32 protein-coding genes and 1 tRNA gene are annotated in these 23,848 nt (G+C 62.1%); 12 read left to right on the top strand and 21 right to left on the bottom strand.

Annotation, left to right across the window (positions count from 1 at the left end):
- Window positions 1-2: 2 nt before the first annotated feature.
- Window positions 3-575 (bottom strand): AbiV family abortive infection protein, encoded by a 573-nt coding sequence (locus U9J33_RS07105; protein WP_324698714.1) that lies wholly within the window; start codon window positions 573-575, stop codon window positions 3-5.
- Window positions 576-903: 328 nt separating this feature from the next.
- Between U9J33_RS07105 and aspS the strand changes: the two genes are divergently transcribed.
- The 4 genes from aspS (at window position 904) to mltG (ending at window position 5,590) form a co-directional block, all read left to right on the top strand.
- Complete coding sequence (gene aspS / locus U9J33_RS07110) at window positions 904-2,688, top strand: aspartate--tRNA ligase (RefSeq protein ID WP_185998821.1); 1,785 nt, start codon at window positions 904-906, stop codon at window positions 2,686-2,688.
- A gap of 223 nt (window positions 2,689-2,911) precedes the next feature.
- On the top strand, window positions 2,912-3,148 hold the full coding sequence (locus tag U9J33_RS07115; RefSeq protein ID WP_007013838.1) for an acyl carrier protein: 237 nt from the start codon (window positions 2,912-2,914) through the stop codon (window positions 3,146-3,148).
- A gap of 186 nt (window positions 3,149-3,334) precedes the next feature.
- A complete protein-coding gene (gene fabF, locus U9J33_RS07120) occupies window positions 3,335-4,594 on the top strand; it encodes a beta-ketoacyl-ACP synthase II (protein ID WP_054439687.1) in 1,260 nt (419 codons plus the stop codon).
- Window positions 4,595-4,615: 21 nt separating this feature from the next.
- Entirely contained in the window at window positions 4,616-5,590 is a 975-nt protein-coding gene (mltG, locus tag U9J33_RS07125; protein WP_132469082.1) for an endolytic transglycosylase MltG, read from the top strand.
- A 19-nt stretch (window positions 5,591-5,609) separates the two neighbouring features.
- On the opposite strand, the gene U9J33_RS07130 is transcribed toward mltG, so the two are convergent.
- Window positions 5,610-6,020 (bottom strand): sugar transporter, encoded by a 411-nt coding sequence (locus U9J33_RS07130; RefSeq protein ID WP_324698715.1) that lies wholly within the window; start codon window positions 6,018-6,020, stop codon window positions 5,610-5,612.
- A 107-nt stretch (window positions 6,021-6,127) separates the two neighbouring features.
- Between U9J33_RS07130 and U9J33_RS07135 the strand changes: the two genes are divergently transcribed.
- A complete protein-coding gene (locus tag U9J33_RS07135; protein ID WP_324698716.1) occupies window positions 6,128-6,670 on the top strand; it encodes a 2'-5' RNA ligase family protein in 543 nt (180 codons plus the stop codon).
- A gap of 110 nt (window positions 6,671-6,780) precedes the next feature.
- Window positions 6,781-6,857, top strand: a tRNA-Met gene (locus U9J33_RS07140).
- 59 nt (window positions 6,858-6,916) lie between these two features.
- Here U9J33_RS07140 and U9J33_RS07145 read toward each other — a convergent pair.
- The 9 genes from U9J33_RS07145 to U9J33_RS24850 form a co-directional block, all read right to left on the bottom strand.
- Window positions 6,917-7,972 (bottom strand): tyrosine-type recombinase/integrase, encoded by a 1,056-nt coding sequence (locus U9J33_RS07145; protein ID WP_324698717.1) that lies wholly within the window; start codon window positions 7,970-7,972, stop codon window positions 6,917-6,919.
- Between the two features lie 277 nt (window positions 7,973-8,249).
- Window positions 8,250-8,444, bottom strand: a complete 195-nt coding sequence (locus tag U9J33_RS07150; RefSeq protein ID WP_324698718.1) for a hypothetical protein — start codon at window positions 8,442-8,444, stop codon at window positions 8,250-8,252.
- Window positions 8,444-8,680, bottom strand: coding sequence for a DUF2312 domain-containing protein (locus tag U9J33_RS07155; RefSeq protein ID WP_324698719.1), 237 nt, complete (start codon window positions 8,678-8,680; stop codon window positions 8,444-8,446). The genes U9J33_RS07150 and U9J33_RS07155 overlap by 1 nt, the downstream gene beginning before the upstream one ends.
- An 11-nt stretch (window positions 8,681-8,691) precedes the next feature.
- Window positions 8,692-8,913, bottom strand: coding sequence for a hypothetical protein (locus U9J33_RS07160; RefSeq protein WP_324698720.1), 222 nt, complete (start codon window positions 8,911-8,913; stop codon window positions 8,692-8,694).
- A 5-nt stretch (window positions 8,914-8,918) separates the two neighbouring features.
- A complete protein-coding gene (locus tag U9J33_RS07165) occupies window positions 8,919-9,119 on the bottom strand; it encodes a hypothetical protein (RefSeq protein ID WP_324698721.1) in 201 nt (66 codons plus the stop codon).
- A complete protein-coding gene (locus U9J33_RS07170; RefSeq protein WP_324698722.1) occupies window positions 9,116-9,313 on the bottom strand; it encodes a hypothetical protein in 198 nt (65 codons plus the stop codon). The genes U9J33_RS07165 and U9J33_RS07170 overlap by 4 nt, the downstream gene beginning before the upstream one ends.
- Before the next feature lie 98 nt (window positions 9,314-9,411).
- A complete protein-coding gene (locus U9J33_RS07175; RefSeq protein ID WP_324698723.1) occupies window positions 9,412-9,717 on the bottom strand; it encodes an ogr/Delta-like zinc finger family protein in 306 nt (101 codons plus the stop codon).
- On the bottom strand, window positions 9,717-10,208 hold the full coding sequence (locus U9J33_RS07180; protein WP_142633658.1) for a hypothetical protein: 492 nt from the start codon (window positions 10,206-10,208) through the stop codon (window positions 9,717-9,719). Before U9J33_RS07180 ends, U9J33_RS07175 begins: the two co-directional genes overlap by 1 nt.
- Window positions 10,205-10,489 carry a carph-isopro domain-containing protein gene (locus U9J33_RS24850; protein ID WP_420719871.1) on the bottom strand — a complete coding sequence of 95 codons (285 nt, stop codon included), beginning with the start codon at window positions 10,487-10,489 and terminating at the stop codon, window positions 10,205-10,207. Before U9J33_RS24850 ends, U9J33_RS07180 begins: the two co-directional genes overlap by 4 nt.
- An 83-nt stretch (window positions 10,490-10,572) precedes the next feature.
- On the opposite strand from U9J33_RS24850, the gene U9J33_RS07190 reads away from it, so the two are divergent.
- The 5 genes from U9J33_RS07190 to U9J33_RS07210 all read left to right on the top strand — a co-directional run bounded on the left by U9J33_RS07190 (window position 10,573) and on the right by U9J33_RS07210 (window position 14,047).
- Window positions 10,573-11,118: a helix-turn-helix transcriptional regulator gene (locus U9J33_RS07190; protein WP_324698725.1), complete on the top strand. Its 546-nt coding sequence runs from the start codon at window positions 10,573-10,575 to the stop codon at window positions 11,116-11,118.
- Window positions 11,119-11,374: 256 nt separating this feature from the next.
- Complete coding sequence (locus tag U9J33_RS07195) at window positions 11,375-11,833, top strand: DUF4429 domain-containing protein (protein ID WP_324698726.1); 459 nt, start codon at window positions 11,375-11,377, stop codon at window positions 11,831-11,833.
- 5 nt (window positions 11,834-11,838) lie between these two features.
- Window positions 11,839-12,504: a hypothetical protein gene (locus U9J33_RS07200; protein ID WP_324698727.1), complete on the top strand. Its 666-nt coding sequence runs from the start codon at window positions 11,839-11,841 to the stop codon at window positions 12,502-12,504.
- Window positions 12,505-12,618: 114 nt separating this feature from the next.
- Window positions 12,619-13,356 carry a hypothetical protein gene (locus tag U9J33_RS07205; protein WP_324698728.1) on the top strand — a complete coding sequence of 246 codons (738 nt, stop codon included), beginning with the start codon at window positions 12,619-12,621 and terminating at the stop codon, window positions 13,354-13,356.
- A 139-nt stretch (window positions 13,357-13,495) separates the two neighbouring features.
- Window positions 13,496-14,047 carry a hypothetical protein gene (locus tag U9J33_RS07210; RefSeq protein ID WP_324698729.1) on the top strand — a complete coding sequence of 184 codons (552 nt, stop codon included), beginning with the start codon at window positions 13,496-13,498 and terminating at the stop codon, window positions 14,045-14,047.
- Between the two features lie 194 nt (window positions 14,048-14,241).
- Here U9J33_RS07210 and U9J33_RS07215 read toward each other — a convergent pair whose 3' ends face one another.
- Window positions 14,242-15,423 carry a family 43 glycosylhydrolase gene (locus tag U9J33_RS07215; protein ID WP_324698730.1) on the bottom strand — a complete coding sequence of 394 codons (1,182 nt, stop codon included), beginning with the start codon at window positions 15,421-15,423 and terminating at the stop codon, window positions 14,242-14,244.
- A 162-nt stretch (window positions 15,424-15,585) separates the two neighbouring features.
- On the opposite strand from U9J33_RS07215, the gene U9J33_RS07220 reads away from it, so the two are divergent.
- Entirely contained in the window at window positions 15,586-16,623 is a 1,038-nt protein-coding gene (locus tag U9J33_RS07220) for a LacI family DNA-binding transcriptional regulator (protein WP_324698731.1), read from the top strand.
- Between the two features lie 142 nt (window positions 16,624-16,765).
- Here U9J33_RS07220 and U9J33_RS07225 read toward each other — a convergent pair whose 3' ends face one another.
- The 9 genes from U9J33_RS07225 to U9J33_RS07265 all read right to left on the bottom strand — a co-directional run bounded on the left by U9J33_RS07225 (window position 16,766) and on the right by U9J33_RS07265 (window position 23,825).
- On the bottom strand, window positions 16,766-17,776 hold the full coding sequence (locus U9J33_RS07225; protein ID WP_324698732.1) for a contractile injection system protein, VgrG/Pvc8 family: 1,011 nt from the start codon (window positions 17,774-17,776) through the stop codon (window positions 16,766-16,768).
- Window positions 17,773-18,186, bottom strand: a complete 414-nt coding sequence (locus tag U9J33_RS07230) for a phage tail protein (protein WP_324698733.1) — start codon at window positions 18,184-18,186, stop codon at window positions 17,773-17,775. The genes U9J33_RS07225 and U9J33_RS07230 overlap by 4 nt, the downstream gene beginning before the upstream one ends.
- 3 nt (window positions 18,187-18,189) lie before the next feature.
- Entirely contained in the window at window positions 18,190-20,649 is a 2,460-nt protein-coding gene (locus tag U9J33_RS07235) for a phage tail tape measure protein (RefSeq protein WP_324698734.1), read from the bottom strand.
- Window positions 20,649-20,780: a GpE family phage tail protein gene (locus U9J33_RS07240; protein ID WP_324698735.1), complete on the bottom strand. Its 132-nt coding sequence runs from the start codon at window positions 20,778-20,780 to the stop codon at window positions 20,649-20,651. Before U9J33_RS07240 ends, U9J33_RS07235 begins: the two co-directional genes overlap by 1 nt.
- An 8-nt stretch (window positions 20,781-20,788) precedes the next feature.
- Window positions 20,789-21,103, bottom strand: a complete 315-nt coding sequence (locus U9J33_RS07245) for a phage tail assembly protein (RefSeq protein ID WP_324698736.1) — start codon at window positions 21,101-21,103, stop codon at window positions 20,789-20,791.
- A gap of 60 nt (window positions 21,104-21,163) precedes the next feature.
- Window positions 21,164-21,676 carry a phage major tail tube protein gene (locus U9J33_RS07250; protein WP_324698737.1) on the bottom strand — a complete coding sequence of 171 codons (513 nt, stop codon included), beginning with the start codon at window positions 21,674-21,676 and terminating at the stop codon, window positions 21,164-21,166.
- A gap of 64 nt (window positions 21,677-21,740) precedes the next feature.
- Complete coding sequence (locus tag U9J33_RS07255) at window positions 21,741-22,916, bottom strand: phage tail sheath subtilisin-like domain-containing protein (RefSeq protein ID WP_324698738.1); 1,176 nt, start codon at window positions 22,914-22,916, stop codon at window positions 21,741-21,743.
- A gap of 13 nt (window positions 22,917-22,929) precedes the next feature.
- Entirely contained in the window at window positions 22,930-23,271 is a 342-nt protein-coding gene (locus U9J33_RS07260) for a GPW/gp25 family protein (protein WP_324698739.1), read from the bottom strand.
- Window positions 23,271-23,825 carry a phage baseplate assembly protein V gene (locus tag U9J33_RS07265; RefSeq protein WP_324698740.1) on the bottom strand — a complete coding sequence of 185 codons (555 nt, stop codon included), beginning with the start codon at window positions 23,823-23,825 and terminating at the stop codon, window positions 23,271-23,273. The genes U9J33_RS07260 and U9J33_RS07265 overlap by 1 nt, the downstream gene beginning before the upstream one ends.
- Window positions 23,826-23,848 lie beyond the last annotated feature (23 nt).

The raw sequence follows: 23,848 nt of genomic DNA on the forward strand, positions 1-23,848 counted from the left end.
GACTAAAGGCGTCCGAGATTGTTTTCGAAAAGGACCGATGCCATTTCCATAGCGGATACATTGAACATCGAGCGGCGTGCTAGCCTGAACCAGCCTAAAATCTCGCTGGCGAGATCCACATGAACGCCGTCTTCAACATCGTGCAACGGCATCTTCGGCAGTTGATCAGCGTAGGTTACAGCCATCCTCACGTCATCAAAAAAGCCCGAACGGGCAAAGGCAAATTGCTCAGAAAGCGGCCCTATTGTGGTGAAGTCGAAACCGTCAGCGGCCAGTTTTCGGCGAAGCTTTGCCTTGGAAATCTTGGTCATTTCATATGCAGATAGCAGCGCGAAAGTAGCGGCTTGCTTCTCGATATGAGTCGGATAGGGCCGGGAGTTAGCCTGATTTTTGACGCCCCATGACGTTATCAGCGCCTTCCCGAGTTCTTCTATAGCGAAGATGGAGAGCATCATAGCCGACGGGGCACGCTCATTGTCGGCCATCAGCTGCGCGTCTGAAGCAAGCCTCTCCGCGTTCTCAATTGTCTTTTTGAAGAAAGCTAATTCTTCAGGGCTGGCAAGCTTTCGCGACATGGACATTTGTGACTGATAATTGGGGCTACACGCAAATCAAACAGAGTCTCGGTGCCGGAGAGCATCTCCGCCACCGAGGTCTGCTTTCCACCCAAGTGCGACATCGCGGTAACTGGGGCTACGTCCGTTTTTCCCGCCAGGCCGCGTCGTTGGATATCTCCTGATCGCACTGCGGGGGCAGCGGAATTCCGGGGCGGGGGCTCGTTGCAGCCCGGTTCTCCGACCCGGTGCGTGCTTGCGGGCCGATCTCTTCTGGAAATCGCCGCGCCACTCGACTAGGGGGCTCGGCTTGCAACCTCATTCCGATCAGAAGAAGCGCGAGCCCGCCATGACTCATCCCTATCGCTCCCACACCTGCGGCGCCCTGACCGCTGCCGAGGTCGGCCAGACCGTCCGCCTCTCGGGCTGGGTGCATCGCAAGCGCGACCACGGCGGCGTTCTCTTCGTCGACCTGCGCGATCACTACGGCATGACCCAGGTCGTTGCCGACACCGACAGCGCGGCGCTGGAACTGCTTGATTCGCTGCGCGTCGAATCGGTCGTCACGATCGAGGGCGTGGTCAAGGCCCGCACCGAATCCACCGTGAACCCGAACCTCGCCACCGGCGCGATCGAGGTCTACGCCCGTTCCGCCACGGTCATCAGCCGCGCCGAGGAACTGCCGATGCCGGTGGCCGGCGAGCAGGAATATCCCGAGGATATCCGCCTGCGCTACCGCTTCCTCGACCTGCGCCGCGACACGCTGCACGGCAACATCGTGAAGCGCACGAAGATCATCTCGGACATGCGCCGCAAGATGGAAGGCATCGGCTTCACCGAATATTCGACGCCGATCCTCACCGCTTCCAGTCCCGAAGGCGCGCGCGACTTCCTGGTGCCCAGCCGCATCCACCCCGGCAAGTTCTACGCGCTGCCGCAGGCGCCGCAGCAGTACAAGCAGCTGCTGATGGTCGCCGGGTTCGACCGCTACTTCCAGATCGCCCCCTGCTTCCGCGACGAGGACCCGCGCGCAGACCGCCTGCCGGGCGAGTTCTACCAGCTCGACCTCGAAATGAGCTTCGTGACCCAGGAAGAGATCTGGGAAACCATGGAGCCGGTGCTCCAGAGCGTCTTCGCCGATTTCGCGGAAGGCAAGCCGGTGACGCCTGCGGGTGAATTCCGCCGCATTCCGCACGCCCAGTCGATGCTGGACTACGGTTCGGACAAGCCGGACCTGCGCAACCCGCTGATCATCAAGGACGTGACCGAGCACTTCGTCGAATCGGGCTTCGGCATCTTCGCGGGCATCGTGGCCGGTGGCGGCGTGATCCGCGCGATCCCGGCTCCGGGCGCCGGTGCGGGCAGCCGCAAGTTCTTCGACGAGATGAACGTCTGGGCGCGCGGCGAGGGCTATTCGGGCCTTGGCTACATCAACATCAAGGACGGCGTCCCCGGCGGCCCGATCGCCAAGAACCACGGCGAGGAAAAGACCGCCGCGCTGATCGCGGCGCTGGGTCTGGGTCCGAACGACGGCGTGTTCTTCGCCGCGGGCAAGGAAGAGCAGGCGGCCAAGCTGGCAGGGCTTGCCCGTATCCGCACCGGCGAACAGCTCGACCTGATCGACAAGGACCGCTTCGAGCTGTGCTGGATCGTCGACTTCCCGTTCTTCGAATGGGACGAGGACAACAAGAAGGTCGACTTCGCGCACAACCCGTTCTCGATGCCGCAGGGCGGCATGGAAGCGCTGGAAGGCCAGGACCCGCTGACGATCAAGGCCTATCAGTACGACCTCGTCTGCAACGGCTATGAAATCGCCTCGGGTTCGATCCGTAACCAGTCGCCGGAACTGATGGTCAAGGCCTTCGAGATGGTGGGCCTCACCAAGCAGGACGTGGAAGATCGCTTCGGCGGCCTCTACCGCGCCTTCCAGTACGGCGCGCCGCCGCACGGCGGCATGGCGGCCGGTGTCGATCGCATCGTGATGCTCCTGTGCGGTGCGCAGAACTTGCGCGAAATCACGCTGTTCCCGATGAACCAGCGCGCCGAGGACCTGCTGATGGGCGCGCCGAGCCCGGCCGAATCCAGGCAGCTGCGCGAACTGCACATGCGTGTGGTGGAACCGCAGAAGAACTGAATTCGTTTCCAGATTTCCGCCGGGCAGCGGGCCTTCGCTTCGCTGCCCAACCTTCACGATCCCGGAAACATTCTGGAAACAGGATCGGGGCGTGGATAAATCGGGCCATGGCGCTTTCGCGTCGTGATCCTATCTTGCGAGCGAGGCTTGCCAGCGCGCGCCCCAGTCATTAGGGCGGCAGGCGAGATTTCACACCTCGCGAATTTTTGAAGGGGTTTATTCAATGAGCGATACCGCCGATCGGGTTAAGAAGATCGTCGTCGAACACCTGGGCGTCGAAGCCGACAAGGTGACGGAAGAAGCAAGCTTCATCGACGATCTGGGCGCAGATTCGCTCGACATCGTCGAGCTGGTCATGGCGTTCGAAGAAGAATTCGGCGTCGAAATCCCCGACGATGCTGCCGAGAAGATCAGCACCGTCTCGGATGCCATCAAGTACATCGAAGAGAACAAGGGCTGAGCCCGGCTTTTCGGCTACTCTCGCGCGGTCCGGCCATGCGCCGGCGCGCGGGCGGCTGTGATCCCGGTTCATAACCGGATTGAACTCGACAGGCTCGACCTCTAAGGGGGCGGGCCTGTTGCCGTTTCTGCAGGCTGGTTCGTGCCAGCCGCGTTTTCGGCCAAATTGCTTTTTCGGAGAGCATGAATGCGTCGTGTTGTCGTCACCGGACTTGGTCTTGTCACCCCGCTGGGTGCTGACGTGGAGACCACCTGGGCCAACATCCTTGCGAGCAAGAGCGGGGCGGGCCCGATCACCAAGTTCGATGCCTCGGACCAGAAGTGCCAGATCGCCTGCGAGGTGAAGCCGGCCGATCACGAATACGGCTTCGATGCCGGCAAGCGTGTCGACCACAAGATCCAGCGCCAGGTCGATCCCTTCATCGTCTACGGCATCGATGCCGCAGGGCAGGCACTTGAAGATGCCGGCCTCACCGACATGAGCGAGGAAGACAAGCTCATGACCGGTTGCTCGATCGGTTCGGGCATCGGCGGTCTGCCGGGTATTGAAAGCGAATCGCTCGTTCTGGCCGAAAAGGGTCCGGGCCGCGTCTCTCCGCACTTCGTGCATGGCCGCCTGATCAACCTGATTTCGGGTCAGGTCTCGATCAAGTACGGCCTCAAGGGCCCGAACCACGCCGTCGTCACCGCCTGTTCGACCGGCGCGCACTCGATCGGCGATGCCGCGCGCATGATCAAGGACGGCGATGCCGACATCATGCTGGCCGGCGGCGCCGAATCGACCATCTGCCCGATCGGCATTGCCGGCTTCGCGCAGGCGCGCGCGCTGAATTCCAGCTACAATGACCGCCCCGAACAGGCGAGCCGCCCTTACGATAAGGATCGTGACGGTTTCGTCATGGGTGAGGGCGCCGGCGTCCTCGTGCTCGAAGAGTACGAACACGCAAAGGCCCGCGGCGCGAAGATCTACTGCGAAGTGATCGGTTACGGTCTTTCGGGCGATGCCTTCCACGTCACCGCCCCGGAACCCACTGGCGACGGTGCCTATCGCTCGATGCAGATGGCGCTGAAGAAGGCGGGGATGACCCCGGCGGATATCGACTACATCAACGCCCACGGCACCTCGACCATGGCCGACACCATCGAACTGGGCGCCGTGCGCCGCCTGTTCGGCGATGCCATCGGCAGCGTTTCGATGAGCTCGACCAAGTCGGCCATCGGCCACCTCCTGGGCGGCGCCGGCGCGGTCGAATCGATCTTCTGCATCCTGGCGATGCGCGACCAGATCGTGCCCCCCACCCTCAACCTCGACAACCCGGACGAGGGCTGCGAGGGCGTGGACCTGGTGCCGCACGTCGCCAAGAAGCGTGAAGTGCGCGCGGTGCTGAACAACTCGTTCGGTTTCGGCGGCACCAACGCCAGCCTGGTGATGCGCAAGATCGACTGATCGCGAAAGGCGTAAGGGGCGATGATGTCGCGGCGCAACTGGATTCTCGTCGCGGCCATCGGCCTTGCGGCCGTGATCTCCTTATGGTCCTTCGTGGGCGGCTGGTACGGTTCCGGCCCGCTGGCGAAGGACCAGCACTTCATCGTTCCCGGCGGGGCAAGCCTTGCGGCTGTGGCCCAGCGGCTGGAGGACAAGGGCGTGATCCGCTCGGCCAGCGGCTTCGAACTGCGCGCCCGCGTGTTCGGCGGCGGCGGCGGGATCAAGGCGGGCGAATTCGCCATTCCCGCCCATGCCAGCCCTTCGCGCGTGCTGGCGATCCTCTCGAGCGACGAGGTGATCCGCCGCTTCGTCACCGTGCCGGAAGGCATGCCCTCGATCATGGTCTACGAACGCCTGAAGGCGCAGGACCAGCTCAGCGGCGAGGTGGCTTCGCCCGACGAAGGCTCGGTCCTGCCTGACAGCTACGCTTTCGAGACTGGCGAGCCGCGCGAGGCGGTGCTGCGCCGCATGCAGGCGGCCATGACCCGCACACTCAAGGAGCTTTGGGAAAAGCGCGCCCCGGGTCTCGTGGTGAAGACGCCGGAGCAGGCGCTGATCCTGGCTTCCATCGTCGAGAAGGAAACCGGCAAGCCCTCTGAACGGCGCATGGTGGCCGGGCTATACTCGAACCGGCTCAAGCAGGGGATGATGCTGCAGGCAGACCCCACGATCATCTACCCGATCACCAAGGGCAAGGCGCTGGGACGCCGCATCCTCCAGTCGGAGATCCAGGCGGTCAACGACTACAACACTTACACGATGGTCGGCCTGCCCAAGCATCCGATCACCAATCCGGGCCGCGAATCGATCGCCGCCGTGCTCAATCCGGCAAAGACCGATGCGCTCTATATGGTGGCCGACGGCACCGGCGGCCATGCTTTTGCCGACACGCTGGCCCAGCACAATGCCAACGTGAAGAAGTGGTTCGCGATCCGGCGCGAGCGCGGCGAAATCTGAACGGAGGGAAGGGCGCCCGCTATCGGAGCGTCCCGTCCGCCCGCTTGCGCCGCGCATAGATCGTGGAGGCCAGTGCGATTCCCGCGATAAGCAGCGGGAAGATCGCCGAAGCCGGCCCCTTGGCACCCAGCATGTCGAAACCGAGGAAGCTCCAGCCGAACTGGATCACCACGGCAACGAAGGAAAGCGCGAAGAGCATCCATGCCCAGCCGCGCCGGGACAGCAGCATGACCGAGCCGATGGTGCCGCTGGCCACTGCTACGGCATAGGCGGTCCATGCCCAGCCGGGCATTTCACGGAAGGCCTGCGCCTGAACCGGGTCCTGGCGGGCGATTTCGCCCGGGTCGGCGCTGGCCTGAACAAGATAGGCCACGTCCCCGGCAAGGTTCCACAGCAGGATGAGGATGGCGATGATCCAGGACTTGCGCATGCCCGCTCCCTTTCGCGCATGACGGCCGAACGGGCACTTTGCCGCAGCGTCCCTGTTCTGGCAATTGACCGTAGGGGCAAGGCAGACGGCCTCAGGGAGCAAGGCGAATGAACCGTGAAGGTGAAGTTCTGGCGGCGGATCGCAAGCGCGGCGCTCCGCTGCTGGTGACGGCCGAATTGCCCGCCGACGTGCTCGGCTGGGCCGACGGCCTGCGCAAGGCCCACTACCCACCCGAGCGCAACCGTTTGCGCGCCCATGTCACCCTGTTTCATGCCCTGCCGCCCTCGGTGGAAGGCGAACTGGTGGACGTCCTCGCCGACCTTGCCCGCGGCGCGCCGCCGAGGGCGCGAATCGACGGGCTGATGAAGCTGGACAACGGCACCGCTCTCTCCGTCGAATCACCGGACATGGCGTGGCTCCATGCCGTGATCGCGGAGCGCATGCATGGATTGCTGACCGATCAGGACAGCCGGCCACTGCGCCTTCACGTGACGATCCAGAACAAGGTCGCCCCGGCCGCCGCCCGTGCGCTGCAGGCACAGCTCGGGGCTCAACTGCACCCGATCAGCTTCCGCTTCCGGGGCTTTGGCCTTTATGCCTGGGAGGACGGATTGTGGCGCCCGATCCGCGTTTTACCTTTTCGTGGCTGAAACGCATTTTTGGGTGTTGACCGATGCCGACCTTGCCCCTAGAGGACGCGACCTGCCCGGCAGTGATGTGGGGCACCGGATCGAGCCGCCCGACGCGGCGGCCTTGGTTTGGCGGAGTAGCTCAGCTGGTTAGAGCAGCGGAATCATAATCCGCGTGTCGGGGGTTCGAGTCCCTCCTCCGCTACCACCTGTTTTTTCAGCATTTTTTCCTGATTGAACATGGACGCGCCCAAGGCGGTTGGGCGTTTAGTTGGGAGAAATTGCTCTCCCCTCCAGCTTTCTGATGGCCGCTTCACCCAGTGCCGGATCACGGTGCATGTAATGGGCGTCGAGGATCGTCCCGACCTCCTTCAGGCTATGGCCCGTGATGGCCGCGATCTCCGGAACGGTGGCGCCAGCGATGGCGAGGCGGGTCACGGCGGTGCCGCGCAGGTCGTGGAACGTGACGCCGGTGACGCCGGACTTGATGCACGCCTTGCGCCATGATGCGCGGAAGCCCGATTCGGTCCATTCCGTGCCGCGTTCGGTTGCGAGGATGGTGGCCGGGAGCGGCTTGCCTTCACGCTGGTATTCAGCCTTTGCGGCATCCAGCGCAGACTTCAGCGGCGCGCCGACCGGGACGGCGACGGTCACCTTCGTTTTGCGCTGACGCAGGCGGATGGTTGCGCCGTCAAACGCTGCCCATTGCAGGCGCAGAAGGTCGCCCTGCCGCTGGCCGGTCCAGAGCGCGAGCGTGAGGGCTAGGCGAAGGTGCGCGGGGGCTTTGGCGTGGAAAGCCTTTTCGTCCGCATCGCTCCACACGTTTTCATTGCGTGCTGCGCGGTAGAGCCGGCCGGGGCGTTCGCACGGGTTAATCGGGGCGAGGCCGCGATTGTAAGCCCACGACAGAGTACGGGCCAGCACCGCAAAAGCATAGTCCGCTTGGCGGCGTGACTTCACTGCAAGGCGTTCACGCCATGCGAGAAACTCGCCGCGCGTGCGCCGATCTTCCAGTGCGACGATAGGGAAATCGCCGAACTCGTTATCGATCACGCGAAGCAGGCGGCGATAATCCTTGCGCGTGCGTTCGGCGAGATCGGCGAAGTCCGTCGAATCCTGATAGCCGTCAAAAATCGAAACGAGGAGATCGGCGCGGGGCGCGCGCTTCTGGCTGACAGCGCGATTGTAGCTGGCAATGAATTCGGCCGAGCCCGGTTCGCCTTCAAGGCGCGGGCCACCCTTCCAGGCGTAATAGTAAGTGACAGATTGGCCGGATGCACTCTTCTTGGTGACCCGGTTGATGCCCTTAAGCTGCACTCGCATGGCGCTTTTGTTTCCATTTGTCGAAAGGGGAGGAATGCGCTTCGGGTAGCGCGGAAGTGAGAATCCGAATGGTCCCATCGGGCGCGATCTCGACACCTGAGACGGGCACTTCGGCCGCGCGCACGGCTTTGACGGCGCGCACCACGTCGGCTTGACGGAAGGCTGAGGGGGCTCTGCCCACTGGAGTTCCTTTGTCGTTTCGCCGGCAGGTGGCCCGCAATGCGTGCCTAGGTCACTGCCGTGCATTGGGATGGGAGGCTGACCGGATGAAGTCCGGTCAGCGCCGGTCGCCTTTGCTGCCCGAAAGGGCGCTGGCGACGATGAAGGGGATCGTCAGCACGACGGCGACGATGACCAGCACGCGCGTGGCCGTACGGGCGAGAGCGACGCGGCGGCGAGGCGCGGCGGCCGGCTGGCAGGACTTGCAGGCGCAGCCGATGGGGTGGAGGGCGGAAGCCGGGCGGCTGACCATCAGTCGATCCCCAGCGCGGTTTTGTAGGTATCCAGCAGCATGTCCATTTCGCGGCGATCATCCGGCTTCATCTTCCGGATGCGCACGATCTGGCGCATGATCTTCACATCATAGCCGACGGCCTTCGCCTCGTTGTAGATGTCCCGGATATCTTCCCCGATGTCCTTCTTTTCTTCTTCCAGGCGCTCAACCCGTTCAATCAGCAGGCGCAGGCGGTCGTCGGTCGTTTCGGCCATTGTTGGTCCCTTCACAGCATGAGGAGTTGCGGATCGGGGCTGGCCGCGATCCAATCAGCGCGGGCGGCGACGGCCCGTTCATAGGCGGCTTGCGCGGCGGCGGTTTCCGCTTCGGCGGCAGCTAGCTTTTCAGTCGCGCGGGCCTTTCGGCGCTCGCAGCAGCGCACGAGTTCCTCGATCTTGCCAAGATCCGGCGGGCCGGCGAACAGGTCGTTGAAGCGAAATTCCGCCATGACAGTCAGCCCGCAGCGCCGAGGCGGATGACGATCTGCGCGACGATGCAGGAAGAGCCAAGGACTGCGATCGCCGCGAGCAGGCAGCGCATTGCAACCTTCTCTGCCCGCTGGGCGAAGGCCGTGAGGCGCTGCGTTTCCGGGCAGACCGGGCTGAGTTCCACGATGATGGCGCGGATTTCGCGGTGATCGATGGGCGCGCTCACTGGCGGCGGGCCTTCGGCAGATCGATGGCGCAATCAGGGCAATAGGCCGAGGCCGTGCCGTTGATCGTTTCCGTGGCCCAGCCTGCCGGAAGGTGAGGCGTAAGGGTGTTTCCGGTTGCTTCGCAGCAGCTGCAGATGGCGGAAAAGGCCCGGAGCAGCGGAAGCGATGGCGCGGCCTTGTGAGTGGATGGCATGGGGCGGGCTCCGAATTTGGGCAAAGCAGGGGCGTTCCCGGAAGCGAGCCGGGCAGGGGAGTGCGCTAGGGGTAGGTCAGGCCGGGGCGGCCCTCAGGTCAGCCTCCGGGGGAACTGGCCCCAGGTTCGGGCGGCGGGCTGTTGTCGTTGTCTGCCCGGTCATTGGCGGCATCGCGCCATTGGCTGAGGGGCAGTTCATGCAGCGGCTTGGGGTAGCGGCTGGGCTTGATCGTGCGGATCGGTTCGAGAGCGACCACGAAGGTGTGCCCGCACGCATCCGGGTTCCGGCAGTGGTAATAGACCTCGCGATAGAGCACGCTGGTCTTGCCGGAAGTCCGTGCGAAGGCGCGGCCTCCGCAGGCCGGACAGGTGACATGCGGCAGTTGGGCAGGACGACCCGGCATCAGTGATTTACCCCCGTGGCTTCGCGGCCGGCGCCATTGCCGGGCAGAAGGGCTTTCAAGCGACCGATCAGGCGCGGGAAAATCGCGTCCGCTTCCTCGGTTTCGGCAATGGCGCGGTAAATCTGCGCGGGCGTAGCGCCCGGCTGCAGCGCCTGAATGCAATGGCTGATGGCATCGCCGGTTTCGCGCGAAATCAGCGCGACATCATCGGCCAGAGCTTCACGGCACCCAGAGGCATCGACCATGGCAACATCCAGTTGGCGGGCGTAGCTTTCAAGGATCGGGGCGTAGCCGCCACCGGCGAGGATAAACGCGCGATCGAGCGCGATGGCCTGATCGAGCGTGGGGGAGCCGTGCTTGTCGCTTTCGCTCCAGTGCCGGACAGTGCGGACCGCACGGCGCGTGATCGAGCCGGCAGCTTTCCAGCCAATGCGGCCGACAACCGTGGTGACAGCAAGAGAGAAGGTGAGGGGCGCGCGAACCTTGGTCACTGCGAGCGGCCCTTTCGTTGCACTTTCGGATTCTCATCGCAAACGACGGAAGGCTCGGAACCGGCTACATCGGGTGCAGGATGGCCAAGCGGGAAAACGACATGCTCGGCGGTGACAGGGACGCCTATGCTGTTCCCGACGGCAATGACGTGGGGCTGCTTGTGAGCGGGAATCCGACCTTCGCGTTTCCATCCGTGGACCGTTGCCGGACTTTCACCAAGGGCTCGAGCCATCGGGCGAATACCGCCGAACATGGTGAAGATGGTGTTTTGGTGTTGCATACGAACTACGTATGCGAAAGCTGAACATCAATCAACTAGATTCTCTAGCAGGACGGTGTTCAGGATTTCCGTATGCTAGTGAGATGCTTCCTGTAACCACTCGCCTCAAAGAACTCCGCAAGGCCGCCGTCCCCAGACTGAGCGTGCGCCGCATCGCGGAAGAGCTCGATATGCCATTTGGCTCATACGCTCGCTTTGAAAGTGCCAGCACTTACAAAAAGTCGTTCCTGCCCTTGGACTTCACCCGCAAGGTGGCTGCGGTTTTGGCGGAACACGGGGTAGATCCGGCAGAGGTAATGCTCTTGGCAGGACTCACCGACGAAGAGGCTGCGCCTGAAGCCCGAGCGGTTGAGGCTGCTCGTCCGGCCGTGCAGTATGTGTCGCTTCAAGTGGCGCTCCCTAGTGAAGCTGCGCTGCGCGATATGTTCCGCAGTCTCTTGGTTCTTGTTCCAGATGGGTCGACCAAGGACGAGACCGCTGAAATTCTAGCTCGATGGCTTCCATCTGGCTTTGCAGGAATTGGACCCTATCTGCCCGATCCGGGCGCGGGCGCGTCGCTTGCAGGCAATACTCCTCCTCCAGCTGACGCCACAGATCATCACGAATCTGGACCATCGTCGCGCACCTGACGGAGCAACTCGGACAACCAAACTCGCAACCTGGGGTCACCCGGAAGGCACGCGCACTCAACCTAACGCTCCTTTGTTCCTCATTTGTTCTCATTGGCGGATTGCAATCCTGTAGGGAAGTGCCTTTCGTCATGACGGGAAAATTGTGGGCGGGAAGGCGGGCTCGCCGCGTGCATGGCCGCCGAATATCGCGCGCCCGATCATGATTTAGCCAATAAGATAAATGTGTTAGTCCCGATTCACGAAAGGGGAATCAATGGGCCACATTTACGAAGGTTACGGTGCGAGCGTTCAGGTCGAGGACGATGGCATCGTCATTCGCAGGAAGGGGCTGGCTTCGTTCACCCTGCATGGATTGAAGGGCGAAAAGCGCATTCCCTTCGCCAGCATTTCAGCGGTCCAGTTCAAGCCGGCAAACTTGCTTACGTCCGGTTACATCCAGTTTTCGATTGCCGGAGGTGTTGAGAGCAAGGGCGGGTTGCTGGCGGCGACCAAGGATGAGAATAGTGTGCTGTTCAAAGGCGGTCGTCAGAACCGGGTCTTCGAACAACTCCGCGACAATGTGGAAGCTGGTATTCGGCTCGCTCGTAAGCCCGCATTCGCACCAGCTGCGATCACAAAGGCCGAGGAATTGGAGAAGCTTGCTGGCCTGCTGGACAGGGGGCTGTTGACCCGTGAGGAATTCGATCAACAGAAGTCCGCATTGCTCGGGTAACAACGATGGTCTGGACACAAAAATCCGAATTGCTGTTGATCCGACGAGTCTGTCAGGAAATTGTGCATGACATGGCTACCGGAAAAGGTACCCGACTTCACTCGACGTATGCAGAATTGGCGCCGAGCCTTTTCCGCTTCGGTAAGATTCAGTTGTCGGTATCTAAGAGGTGGGGCGCGCCGATCACGGATCTTAGCGTCATGGGGGCATCCGCGAGCCCGTCCATTATCTCACTCACAGTGGGTGGCAATCGATCTAAAGGTCAAATCACTGATGCGGAGCGCACGCTTAGTGGAATACTTTGCCACGAACTTGTTCATCAGAAACAAGGCGCGCGAAATCCTTGTTCGATGGCGATGGCTACGCAAATCCAACATTATTGGGTTGCGAATGAAGAAGAAAATGCTGGTCCTCATGACTGGATCGTTGGATACTATGGAACCGTTTACGAATTTGAGGCCCATGCCGAGCAGATTGCCTATGAAATATGGATGACTGACGTCGTCTCTGGCCAGGTGCCACGAAAAAACGTGAGCCTTGCTCAAGTAACCCAATGCGAACCGCTAGAGCGGATTAAGAGAAGGCTGCAGGTAAATGCGGCAAGTTCGTTGGTCAGTGATTGGCTTTCTCGGCTTGAGGCCAAAGTGAACGAAGCGCTGGCCATTTGGTGAGCGGCTCCAGGCGTATAAAAAAATGACAATCGCTGCTGGAAAAAGTTTCGTGTGGACAGCGACATAGTGTCGATTTTAGACGTTCAGGATTGTTGAACGCACGCTGGGGGCACAATGAGCGAGCTTCTGACCAATCTTGCTGGCGCAGTCGCAGGTCTGGCGGTGGAACCACCTAAGCCGGCTTGGGCTGCTGCGAACATTCCCGGCGCCGAAGAGGCCATCATCGTTTCGCAGCGAGATGCCAGTTCAAGCTGGGCGGGTTTCATGCGCTACGTCGATACCCATGGCGAAGTGAGCGAGCGCCGAATTGTCTGCCGGGCTGTTGAAGGTTATGGGCAGGCCGAGACGATCGCCGCTTATTGTTGCGAGCGAAAAGCAAGCCGCCGCTTCCGCATCGATCGGATCGAGGAATTGATCTGCCTGCAGACCGGAGAAGTGATCGATCCGCTACCGCATTTCGAGCAGATGCGCTTGCACGGGGCGCTCAAAGTCATCGACAAATCGATGAGCGATTTCGGGCGTATCCTCGTCTTCATGTCGCAGTGCGATGGCTCGATCCATCCGCTGGAGATCGATGCAGTGCACGAAGGCATGGAGCGCTACGTCCTGCGTTTTGGTGGGGATGACGCCGTGCTTGGGGCGGCCCTGAAGAATATCGGCAAGATCGCACCTGACGGCGACGATTTGGTCGCCGCCCTTGGGCGTATCAGCCGACATCCGGAGGCGAGGCAGGTTTCACGCCTTATCTTGAACTGCATGGACAAGGTGACAATAGCAGATGGCGCGCTCCATTTGGATGAGCTTGAGTGGACTGCGCTGGCCCGCGAATATCTTGAGAAGCACGCTGGTTAAGGGCGTGGGTAAATTTCCTATTCCGTAGTGGCGACCACTTTTGATACTTTGGCCGGAAGCGGTTCGTCAGACGTGGGTGTTGCAGGGACGAAGCTGCCATTTCGAATTATCATGCGATAGCAGCGTTTGCTAAGGAGCCATGATGACCCCGGCTGGAATGATCGCTTTGGTAGCAACCTCGATCTCGTTGATCAGTTCCTGCGCAGCTTGGACCGCCATTCTCGTAACCAGGAAGTCTGCGAACGATGCGCGACTAGTGCAAATCCAGACGGCGGCGAGGAGTTCACGCGCGACGGTCGTAAGCGCAAATCGTCAGCGTTGGATCGATGCCATTCGAGAAGATGTCGCGTCATTCATCGCTGCGCGCGGGCAACTGGCCATGCTGATGAACGCTGAGAATTATCTTGAGCTTGGGCAGGAAGCGCTGCGGAGAGAGGAAAGGGAAGGTCGCGGGCGAGTAGTTATGTTGCGAGACCGGATCGATATGCGCTTGAACCATACCGAGAGCGATCACTTGGCACTTATCGCCGCCTTGGATAACTACGATTTTGACCCATCCCGGGAGAACCATGAGGTTCTTCGGAGAGCTGGTCGAAAAATATTCAAGGCGGAGTGGACGCGACTGAAAAAAGAAGCTGGCGGCATTGACCCTTATGTCCGCGAAACAGTGCCGCCGCGCGTCATGGATTGAAATGCTTGTTAGAGACGCTGCCTTCACATGTGAGGCAGCGTCGGGCTGATTGGCCGGTTCGCACGGAGCAGTCCAGCGCATCTGGGCCGGTTGCGGACTTACTCGTTACCGGGGGTAGAAGGGATTAAGCGGTCTGTCTGCTGTCAAGGACATCGCTTTACGCCGTTCTCCAACAGCGCACCGCAAATCCAAACCTACGCAAACTCATCGAGACTCCATTGATCCCGCCATTCGATGGTGGGCCGATCATCCTTATCGAATTTGATGGGTAGCCAGACATAGCGCGCCTGTGAGGTGTTGACCTTCCCCGAGAACGCCGGTCCTGCGGCTTTCATTTCCTCAGGCGTCATCGATTGCCGCGGAATGCTCATGACTTTTGTGAATGCGCTCTGGACGAGGCGTGACATTTCGCCGCTTTCGAATGAGGGGTCAGTCATCGGTCCCATCCACCTGTCGCCAAGCGCAATATACAAATCCTTCTTCTTCGGATGTTTGAAGACCGAACAGATTTGCGTGTTGAACGATGTGCGCGACTTGTCCGTAGGGTGGGGGTCGCCAATGAGATTGAAAGGGCCGTGAAAGGAATCGGCGACGGCGATCTCCGAGGGGTTCGGGAAGTAGACGGTGGTTCCCGATGTCAGGAGATAGTGCTTACCTTTCCGCCGGAAATATGCGGGAGACTCGCGCACGGAAGGCGGCCCCGGGCGCGGCATGTGCGTCGAATAATAGCCCGTGAAGTTCGTGTAATCCTCGGTCAGATCGGCGCAGATCATCTCTGTATGGACGCGCTCGAAATACATATAGGCCTTGCCATCGTCTGGGCTGGCCACGAGGTCAAAGTCGCCGCCGCTCATGCCCGCAGGATGGATGCCCTGCCCGACGATTGTGTACGGCCCTGTGATCCTGTCCGCCGTCAGTACCGTTCGCGTCTGGATTTTGTTGTCGCCAAGGATTTTTATCCAGCAGACGAATTTTTTCGTGCTCGCATTGTACAGGATATGGGGACGGTCCAGACCAGCCGCCGGATGCAGCGGTGATTTTCTATCCTGCGTGTCTGGCTGGATTATGAGGCCCAAGTCAGTCCAGTTATAGAGATCCTTGGAACTGTAGCACCGAACGCCCCATGTCCATATTTCGGTCTTGCCAGTCGTGAACTCCTTATTCTCACCATACCAGTAATAGGTGTCTCCGAGCTGCAATATGGAGCTTGCATGGCACTGGATCGGCTTGCCTGCGGTATCCAGCCAGATTTCCCCCGGTTTGAACGAGGTCTGTAAAGGAGTGGACGGCGACAGAGCCTGTGCAAAGGCTCCGGTTGCGACACTTGCCGACAAGGTGGCCGCTCCGGTCAAGAGTTCCCGTCTGCCCAAGTCCATTACCGTCTCTCCTTTGGGTTTTTCGCTCGTCCCACACCGGGATCAGATTTGCCCTACCGTAAATTGTCAGCGCTGACAATTTCATTGTGGCCGTGTCCATGACGGGGTAAACTCGCCCCATCGGCGCATTGCCCGATCCTGAATCTGCTGCAAAAGAGGGATATGAAGAAGGTAACCCTTGACGATGTGGCGCAGCGATGCGGCGTGACGGCCAAGACCGTCTCTCGTGTCGTCAACAGAGAGCCGCATGTCAGCGCGCGGGTCCGCGAAGCGGTGGAACAGGCGATTGCTGAATTGGGCTATCGACCCAATACCGCAGCCCGTTCGCTTGCCTCCACAAGATCGTTCATCATCGGAATGCTCAGTCCCCGGATGAAGTCGGCGTATCTGAACAGGCTGCACGGGGAAGTGCTCAGCGCTTGCGGACAGCGGGGATATCACCTGATTGTCGAGCAACTTGATCTCACCGCAGAACTTTATATGCCGCAGTTACAGGCATTCCTCTCCCAAATGAGCCTTGATGGACTGGTACTTGCCCCCGGTCTTGGTGACGTACCGGAACTGAATACGCTGATCGCAGAGGCGGGAGTTCGTTCGGTCGCGATCTCGCCGCGCACGACGGCACACCCTCTCATCGTCGATGCAGACGAGGAGCAAGGGGAGCGCGACCTTGCCGATCACTTGTGGTCGCTCGGCCACCGTTCCTTTGCAATCGCACAGCCCCCGGCCTTCTGGCGGTTTACGCGCGGAGTGGCGTTTGCGCAGCGCTTGATAAAATTGGGCGCGGAACCCGGCCAAATCATGCAGTTTCCGTTCGACTGGACAGTTCCGGGACTGGAGGGAGGCCGACGCATGGCGATTGATATTCTCGGGACGGGGCAAAGGCCTACAGCGCTGTTTGCCGCAAGCGATGAACTCGCCGCAGGGGCAATCGGACTTTTCCTGACGCGGGGCGTGAATGTACCCGGAGGAATCTCCGTGGCTGGATTCGATGACGACGATATTGCGCAGGCTTGCTGGCCAGCGTTGACGACCGTCAGGCAGCCTTTGGAGGCCATGGTTGAGAATGCTATGGACCTGCTTATCGGCGATGGGAGGGCGCAGCCTATGGCCAACATTCGTTGTTCGGTCGAAATTGTCTCGCGTGCGTCAACGGCTGCCCGGCAGCCTTTCATTCGGAGCGTGGGCAGAGCAATCTGAACGAACGGCAGGTTTCGGGAACGCTGAAATCCGCATCCGGTGACTGACACTGGCGCCTAGCGGGCGTCAAAGGCAATCATGAAATCCGTCCATGGTATCTGGTCTTTCGTGTGCGGTATGCCGGGTGGCTCTGTACGCCCCGTTACGGCGCCGTCTCCATCCGCAAATCCGTGGTGAAGCCGCCCGAGGTCTCCACCCTGTGCGTCACTTCGGATATCAGCCACGTCGTCCCATCGATCTCTCGCTTGTAGCCGGCGACGGTGACGCGGGCTTCGGGGAAGGCATCGGGACGGCCGAGCGCCAGGCGGATATCGAAGGTGGCCGGGGCGCGTTGCAGGCGGGCGTTCTCGGCCGTCGCGGCGCGGCGGGCCGAGGCTTCGTCCGGGTAGACCTTGCGCAGCTTCTTCGCGCCGTCTGCTGTGCCGGCGGTGACCGTCCTGCGCTTTGCGCCCTTGCGATCGTGCCACTGCGCGGTGACGCCCTGCTGGCCGTCGCGCTTCTGGCGCTGCCAGCGGTGGCCATCGCCGCTGCGGCGGGTGATGGTGAGGGTGGGCAGGGCCTGTCCGTTGCTGGTCTGGCCCGCGCCCTTGGGCGCGAAGATCAAGTGCTTGTCCTTGATCGTGGCCACCGCGTCATTCTCACGGCCGAGGCGGCGCAGGAAGGCGACGTCGCTTTCCCGGCTCTGGCTGATCGAGGGCAGCGCGATCGCGGCGAGCGCCGGCGAGATGCGTGCGGTGAGGCCATTGCGCCCGGCCACATCGCGCAGCACGGCGCCCAGCGTGGTATCTTTCCAGCTATGCGCGCGGCGGTTGCGGATCTCGCTGGTGAAGTCGGCCGCGCGGGCTTTGATCGTGATCTGGTCCGGCGGCCCGCTGTGGCTGACGTCATCCACCTTGAAGCTGCCCTTGTCGATGAGGCCAGGCGTTACGTCCCGGCCCTGCTTCCAGCCCAGCTGAAGCTTCAGCACTGCGCCTTCGGGCGGAATGGCCAGCATGCCATCGTGATCGCTCAGCACGATATCCAGCTGATCGGCTTCGTCGCCCCGTTTTTCCGACAGCGTGAGCGAAATTAAGCGCGGGCGTATGCGATCCGACATGTCCACGCCTTCCAGCGTGATGCGCCAGTCCGGAATATTGTTTACCGCAGGTGTCATGCCGAGGCCTGCTGCGCGGTGATGGTGGCGGGATCATCCACGCCCAGCAGATCGATGCCGAAATCTATCCGGCGCGGCGAGCCATCTGCCATGAGGTAGGCATGCCGCTCGTCGATCGCGGTGATGACGAAGTTTCCATAGACCCGGCCGCTGCCCGATACGAGCGGCCATGCCTCTCCCTGGCCGGCCATCGCCCGCAGATCGTCGAGCGAGACGCTTCCATCCGAAAGTTCGGTGTAGACTGCGCCGGAAAGGCTGATCGTTTCATCGCCCGGACCGATGAACTGCGTGGCATCGCGGGCACCGACGCGCGGCGCGCGGGCGTGGCGCCAGTCCATCTTGCGTTGCAGTTCGTCAAAGGGGAGCGAGCCAAGTTCGAAGAGAAACATGCCAAGAGCCAACAGGTGCATTGTTCAGGCTCCCTCATCGCCAAAGCCGCGACCGCGACGTTCGTTTTCAATATCCTCAAGCGCCCGGCGCACGGCATCGGCAATATCCTTGGGATCACCGGTGACGCCGTGGAAGTGCAGGTGGTAGTTAGCCGGCGCAGCGCGGGCGGCCGCTGAAGATGCGGCCGGAGCGCCGCTTGCGGCAGCGGCCGGAAGCGCAGCCGACATCGCCGCACCGCCGGCGCCAACGGCGAGAGCGCGCGTCATCTGGCCAGACAGGTCGGTGATGCGCGAAATCGGGCCGGATGTATTGGCGGCAAGCCCCTGATCGAGGCCTGCCATTACGAAGCCGCCCAGCCCGGCAAACACACGCGAGGGCGAGTGGATGCCAAGCTTCTGTTTGAACCAGTTCGCCACGGAACTGGCGGTCTCGGTGACCGTGGACTTGAGCTTTCCCAGCATGCCGGTGATGCCGCCGATCAGCCCTTCGATCAGGTGGCGGCCGATGTCCGCGAAGTTGAGGCCGCGCAGATAGGCCAGCACGGGCGCGAACGCCTGCATCATCAAGCCGAGCGGTGTGAAATTCAGGAAGGCATTCACGATGAAGCCCAAGGCATCCCAGAACACGGCCTTGATGCTTTCCCACAGCGAGCCGAACCACGCACTGATCGCCCCCCAATTACTGTAGATGAGGTACGCCGCTGCCGCGACTGCGGCGATTGCGGCGACGATTCCAAGCAATGGCAGAAGAGCGATGCCAAGCGGGGCGGCCGCTGCGGTGAGGGCAGCGAAAGCAAGCGCCAGCCCGCCAAGCAGGATGAGCAATCCGGCACCGACGGCGAGGAAAATCATGATCCCCTTGGCTAGGGCAGGGTTTTCCTGCGCCCAGCTGCGCATGCTGCTGGCGGCAGACTTCACATAGCCGGCCACCTTTTTCACGGTGGGCAGAAGCGCTTTGCCCATGGTGATGTTGAGACCGGACAAAGCATTGATGGCGAGGCCCGTAGCGCCTTCTGTCACGGCGATGCGGTTGAGGAATTCGCCATGCATCGAGCCGGCGGTCGAACTGGCATCGCCGACCAGTTGCAGCCGCTGTTTCAGCCCGTCGAGATTGGTGAGCATGGGCGCGATAGCCGCGACGCTTTCCGAGCCAAAAAGCTGGGTGAGGATCCCGGACTGCTTGTCTGCATCCAGCTTGCCGATCCGTTCCATCACATCGGTGATCGCGCCTGCCGCATCGGTCTGCATTCGCTTGGCGACGTCGGTCGCTTCCAGCCCAAGGTCCGCGAATGCCTGCCTCTGGCCTTTGGTGGCCGCCGCACCTTTTGTCAGCGCCAGCATCGTGTTCTTGATGCCGGTGGCGGCGACCTCGCTGGGGATGCCGATGGAATCGAGGGTGGAGCCGAGCGCGGCAATTTCCGGCGCGGCAAGGCCCGCTACCTTGCCCAGAGGTCCGATACGGGTGATGATGTCAGTGACATTCGCGGCCTTTCCGCCGAAGCGGTTGGTCAGCGCGTTCACGCCGTCTCCCAGCGCACGCACGCCAGCCTGCGGCAGTTCGAAGGCAGTACGCCACTTGGCCATGGTCTCGCCCGCCTGATCGGCGGTCATATCGAAAGCCACGCCCATTTCGGCCGCGTCGCTGGTGAATTCCAGCAACTGCTGGCGCTGGTCCGCCATCGGCTTGCCCAGCTTGTCCATGCCCACTCCGGCGGCGCCGGCGGCGGCTGCGATGGTTGCCAGTTCATTGGCTGCCATTGGAATCTTCTCGCTCATGTCGATGAAGTCGTTCGACATCTGCTGAATCTGCGGCGAGGTCATGTTGGTGACCTTGGACACGTCCGCCATGGCGCTTTCCAGCGTCATGGCCTGCTTCACCGCCCCGACGACAGGGGCGGCGGTGGCAATGCCCGCCCCGACCATCCCAAGGCCCACGCCGGAAGCCTTGGCGCTGACTTCGTTCAGTTTGTCCGAATTTCGCTTCGCCTGATTGACCTTTTCCAGTTGGGCCGTCTGTTGGCGCAGGGCGCGGTTCGCTTCTGCCGTCTTTTCCGACAGGCGGTCCTCGTGACGGGCAAGGTCTGCAACGTCGATACCGGCTGCGGACAGCTTCGAGGAAAGTTCCTGCAGTTCCGAGCCGCCTTTATCGAGCCGGGCGGCAAGCGCAGCGGCCTGCCGTTCTGCCTGGGTAAACTCCTTGGCCAGTTTCTTGGTGGGCGCTTCCGCAGCCTCCATCTGGGCGCGCAGGTCCGCCATGTGGGCCTTGGTTTCCTCCAGCTTGCGGGTGTCTGCGCCGAACGCGCTTTCACGCGATTTGTAGCTGCCGATCTGTTTCTGCAGCGCCCCCAGGGCTTTCAGTTCCTCCCCTGTCTTCGCCAGATCCCGGCGCGCGGCGGAAGACGCGCCGGTTATCGACTTGAGGGGGGAAGTGATCCGGTCCAGCCCTTCAAGAATGACCTGAAGCCGAAGGTTCTTGTCCGCCATTACTTCTTTCCGGGTTTTTCAGGGGATTGAGATCGGCGGGCGGCCTGCGCACGCCAGCCCATGATTTCCGACAGGTCCATTTCGTCCATGGCGGCAGGCGGCCAGTGGAACACGACCGCCAGATCGGCCATCGCGTCGTCTACTGTGCGAGGACATCCGTGCGCTGCGACTTCTGCAGCAAAAAACCGCCGATCTCCGCGCCGCAGGCGAGCAGGTCTGCCGGGTCGAGGTCGATGGCTTCGGCAGGTGTGATGGTGGGGGTGGTGATCCGGGGAAGAATCAGGTGGAGCGCGTCGGCCTTCAGCTGGCCCAGATCGACGAGCGAGAGGCCCTTGAGGGCACGGCCTTTGGGCTTGCGCAGTTCGAGAAAGGCGATCTTGGTTTCGCCGCGAACGATCGGGGTATCAAGGGTGACAACGGCGGTTTCGGGGCGGGTTTCGGTAGCGTCGGTCATGGTGGACTCCGGAGAACGGGGGAATGGCAAGGCGGCCCGGCACGCGGCCGGGCCGATGGATCAGAAGATGCCGAGGAGGCTGCGGCGCTCGGCGAGAAGATCGACGCCGTCCACGATCTCGATCATGTTGAGCGGGTCGATTTCCAGTTCGGTGCGGCCGTTCCAGACCAGCTTGTAGTAAGCGACGGCCATGGTCGTGGTGAACTCGCTGGCTTCGCCCACTTCCTGATCGCCCATTTCGATCTCGGAGAAGCGGCCGCGCATGATGACTTCCACGTTATCGATGTCCGCCGTATCGTCGGCCTGGTAGTTCCCAACGAAGCGGATGTAGACACCGTCCACGGTGGGCGTTCCCCACTGGCGCAGCACCTGGCGCATGGGGCCGCCGCAGACGAATTTCGATTCCATCGCTTCCTGACCCATGTCCATCTGGACTTCGCCGCTCATGCCGGCACCGCGATAGCCTTCGGTCTTGCGGGTGAGCGTGGGCAGGGTGACTGTCTTGGCATCGCCCTGATAGGCGAGGCCCTCGTTGAACATCATCATGTCCTTGAGGGTGCGAGGCATTCCCATGGTGGTCTCCTGAAAGCGGTAAGGGGAAAGTGCAGGCGCTGGTGAAGCGCCCGCTGGCTTGGGATCAGACCTCTTCCGTCAGCTGGGCGGCGAAGTCTGCGAAGTAGCTGCCGGTGATGCGCTGGTTGAAGCCGAGGTCTTCGAGCGGCGGCGGCACGGTGTAATCGTATTCGATGCGCAGCTTGCCCGCCTTGAGGCTGGTGACGTCGTTGTTCGCCTCATCGAACCAGCAGTTGAAACCGAGGAGGACGCCCGAAGCCTTCAGCTTGCGCCCGAGGCCGTTGATGGTCTCGATGATGTCCTTGGCCAGGCTGGGGGTGAGGGGCTTGTCGTTGGCCCATTGCATGCCCTGAATCATCGTGTCGGTAAGCAGCTGGCCCACGCGCACGGTGCCCTCGAACACGAAGTCGCTCTCCGCGTCTGCCGTGGTGCGGTTGCCCCAGAAGATGAAGCCGGCATCGCTGCGGACCAGTGCGGTGATTTCCGAGGCATTGAGCAGTGCGGCTTCGGTGGACTGGTCTTCGATGTCCCAGCGGATCGGTTCGCTGACACCGACCACGCCGTTGACCACCACGTTCGACAGTGACTTGTGCGGGCCGGTGCTCTCGTCGATCTGCGCGCGCAGGCCCATGGCGCGGGCGGCGGCAAAGCTGGTTACGGCGGCGTCGGCGGCGGTGTCCCAGGCAAGGAAGTCCGGCGCCAGCAGCATCAGTTCGCGCGCGCTGAAGTTGGCGCGGTACGCAGCCCGTTCGGCATGCGTATCACCGATCACACGGGCGTATCCGAAGCCGCGCAGCTTCTGCGCCACCACGGCAAGAGCGGTGGTGACCGCCTGCGTTTCGAGGCCGGGCGTGCCGAGGATCTTGGGTTTCACGCCTTGCAGCGACTTGGCATCGAGCAGTGCTTGCATGCCCGTTTTCACGCCCTCGGCGGTGACGGTGCCGATGACGTTGCTGGCGGTTTCCGCTTCCGTTTCGCCTTCCTCTACGCGCACGACGACAAGGATAGGGCGCGCCTGATCGGCAATGGCGCGCAGCGAACGCGCCAGCGTGCCCGCGACACCGGCCTTGCCGATCGCGGTTTCGATGTCGGTGATCAGCACCGGCTTGTCGGCGGGGAATGTGGCCTCGTCCGCGTCCGATGCGGTGGCGACGAGGCCGATGATGGCGGTGGAGATCGCCGTCAGCGTGCGGGCGCCGCTGGTGATCTCGGTGACGGTGATTCCATGCTTGAAGGCCATGTGCGGATCCTTGTTAAAGCGAAGTGGCGATGCGGGCTGTGGAGGGGACGGCTGTGTCGGTACGGTCGCCCTCGATCACGATGGTTGCGGCACCGGGCCGCGAACCGGCGGCGAGGCTGACGCGGGTAAGGCGCAGGCGATCTTCCCAGCGGGAAAGCGCCAGCGCGGACGCGGCAAAGATCCGCAGAACGTTGGCTTGCGTCAGGGGCTGGTCGATCAGACGCGGAACTTCGGAGCCATAGGTTCGACGCCCGGCGCGCGTTCCGATCGGCGTGCCGAGAATGTCGCGCACTGACTGCGCGATATGCTCTACGCCATCGAGCGCGGTGCCGCCGGTGCGGGACATGCCGGCCATCAGACCGGCCCCCCACTCTGCGCGCTGCCCGCCTGGACATCCTTGTGCTTGTGATCCTTCAGGCTGATGCCGCTGCCGACGACGTCTTCTGAGGCTTCTGCCTTGCCCTCGATCGTGACGTTGCCGTTGATCGTGACGTCAGCATTGATCGTCAGGCCGCCGGGGGCAGTCACATCAGCGGTGCCGCCAGCGGGGAGGGTGACAGTCAGGGTGTGCGTGGCAAAGTGATAGGAAATCTGTGCGCCGTCATCGAACTCGATCAGGAACAGGTCAGGATCGGACGAAGGGGCGGGGTTGGAATCGGACCACAGGCCCGGCAGCACCAGGCCGTTGGCCAAGTCGCCCTCTGGCGACAGCACAGCGCATTGTTCGCCGGAAGACGGCGGCGCCCAGATCTTTACGCGCCCGGCTCGCCATGCAAGCCATGGCAGCGCTCCGGTGATCAGGTCGCCAATTTCCATGGCGCACGTCGCTGCACCGTGATCGACGGAGACCACGGTGCCCAGCTGGATCACTTCCCCGGTGAGATGTTCGATGTCTGCGGAACGCGCCATGGTGCGACCATGACGCGAGACCG

This window comes from Novosphingobium sp. RL4 (assembly GCF_035658495.1).
Taxonomy (GTDB): Bacteria; Pseudomonadota; Alphaproteobacteria; order Sphingomonadales; family Sphingomonadaceae; genus Novosphingobium.

Coding starts and splice junctions, on each gene's coding strand:
- U9J33_RS07105 (WP_324698714.1), bottom strand. CDS start 575: ATGTCGCGAAAGCTTGCCAGCCCTGAAGAATTAGCTTTCTTCAAAAAG.
- aspS (WP_185998821.1), top strand. CDS start 904: ATGACTCATCCCTATCGCTCCCACACCTGCGGCGCCCTGACCGCTGCC.
- U9J33_RS07115 (WP_007013838.1), top strand. CDS start 2,912: ATGAGCGATACCGCCGATCGGGTTAAGAAGATCGTCGTCGAACACCTG.
- fabF (WP_054439687.1), top strand. CDS start 3,335: ATGCGTCGTGTTGTCGTCACCGGACTTGGTCTTGTCACCCCGCTGGGT.
- mltG (WP_132469082.1), top strand. CDS start 4,616: ATGATGTCGCGGCGCAACTGGATTCTCGTCGCGGCCATCGGCCTTGCG.
- U9J33_RS07130 (WP_324698715.1), bottom strand. CDS start 6,020: ATGCGCAAGTCCTGGATCATCGCCATCCTCATCCTGCTGTGGAACCTT.
- U9J33_RS07135 (WP_324698716.1), top strand. CDS start 6,128: ATGAACCGTGAAGGTGAAGTTCTGGCGGCGGATCGCAAGCGCGGCGCT.
- U9J33_RS07145 (WP_324698717.1), bottom strand. CDS start 7,972: ATGCGAGTGCAGCTTAAGGGCATCAACCGGGTCACCAAGAAGAGTGCA.
- U9J33_RS07150 (WP_324698718.1), bottom strand. CDS start 8,444: ATGGTCAGCCGCCCGGCTTCCGCCCTCCACCCCATCGGCTGCGCCTGC.
- U9J33_RS07155 (WP_324698719.1), bottom strand. CDS start 8,680: ATGGCCGAAACGACCGACGACCGCCTGCGCCTGCTGATTGAACGGGTT.
- U9J33_RS07160 (WP_324698720.1), bottom strand. CDS start 8,913: ATGGCGGAATTTCGCTTCAACGACCTGTTCGCCGGCCCGCCGGATCTT.
- U9J33_RS07170 (WP_324698722.1), bottom strand. CDS start 9,313: ATGCCATCCACTCACAAGGCCGCGCCATCGCTTCCGCTGCTCCGGGCC.
- U9J33_RS07175 (WP_324698723.1), bottom strand. CDS start 9,717: ATGCCGGGTCGTCCTGCCCAACTGCCGCATGTCACCTGTCCGGCCTGC.
- U9J33_RS24850 (WP_420719871.1), bottom strand. CDS start 10,489: ATGCAACACCAAAACACCATCTTCACCATGTTCGGCGGTATTCGCCCG.
- U9J33_RS07190 (WP_324698725.1), top strand. CDS start 10,573: ATGCTTCCTGTAACCACTCGCCTCAAAGAACTCCGCAAGGCCGCCGTC.
- U9J33_RS07195 (WP_324698726.1), top strand. CDS start 11,375: ATGGGCCACATTTACGAAGGTTACGGTGCGAGCGTTCAGGTCGAGGAC.
- U9J33_RS07200 (WP_324698727.1), top strand. CDS start 11,839: ATGGTCTGGACACAAAAATCCGAATTGCTGTTGATCCGACGAGTCTGT.
- U9J33_RS07205 (WP_324698728.1), top strand. CDS start 12,619: ATGAGCGAGCTTCTGACCAATCTTGCTGGCGCAGTCGCAGGTCTGGCG.
- U9J33_RS07210 (WP_324698729.1), top strand. CDS start 13,496: ATGATGACCCCGGCTGGAATGATCGCTTTGGTAGCAACCTCGATCTCG.
- U9J33_RS07215 (WP_324698730.1), bottom strand. CDS start 15,423: ATGGACTTGGGCAGACGGGAACTCTTGACCGGAGCGGCCACCTTGTCG.
- U9J33_RS07220 (WP_324698731.1), top strand. CDS start 15,586: ATGAAGAAGGTAACCCTTGACGATGTGGCGCAGCGATGCGGCGTGACG.
- U9J33_RS07225 (WP_324698732.1), bottom strand. CDS start 17,776: ATGACACCTGCGGTAAACAATATTCCGGACTGGCGCATCACGCTGGAA.
- U9J33_RS07230 (WP_324698733.1), bottom strand. CDS start 18,186: ATGCACCTGTTGGCTCTTGGCATGTTTCTCTTCGAACTTGGCTCGCTC.
- U9J33_RS07235 (WP_324698734.1), bottom strand. CDS start 20,649: ATGGCGGACAAGAACCTTCGGCTTCAGGTCATTCTTGAAGGGCTGGAC.
- U9J33_RS07240 (WP_324698735.1), bottom strand. CDS start 20,780: ATGGCCGATCTGGCGGTCGTGTTCCACTGGCCGCCTGCCGCCATGGAC.
- U9J33_RS07245 (WP_324698736.1), bottom strand. CDS start 21,103: ATGACCGACGCTACCGAAACCCGCCCCGAAACCGCCGTTGTCACCCTT.
- U9J33_RS07250 (WP_324698737.1), bottom strand. CDS start 21,676: ATGGGAATGCCTCGCACCCTCAAGGACATGATGATGTTCAACGAGGGC.
- U9J33_RS07255 (WP_324698738.1), bottom strand. CDS start 22,916: ATGGCCTTCAAGCATGGAATCACCGTCACCGAGATCACCAGCGGCGCC.
- U9J33_RS07260 (WP_324698739.1), bottom strand. CDS start 23,271: ATGGCCGGCATGTCCCGCACCGGCGGCACCGCGCTCGATGGCGTAGAG.
- U9J33_RS07265 (WP_324698740.1), bottom strand. CDS start 23,825: ATGGCGCGTTCCGCAGACATCGAACATCTCACCGGGGAAGTGATCCAG.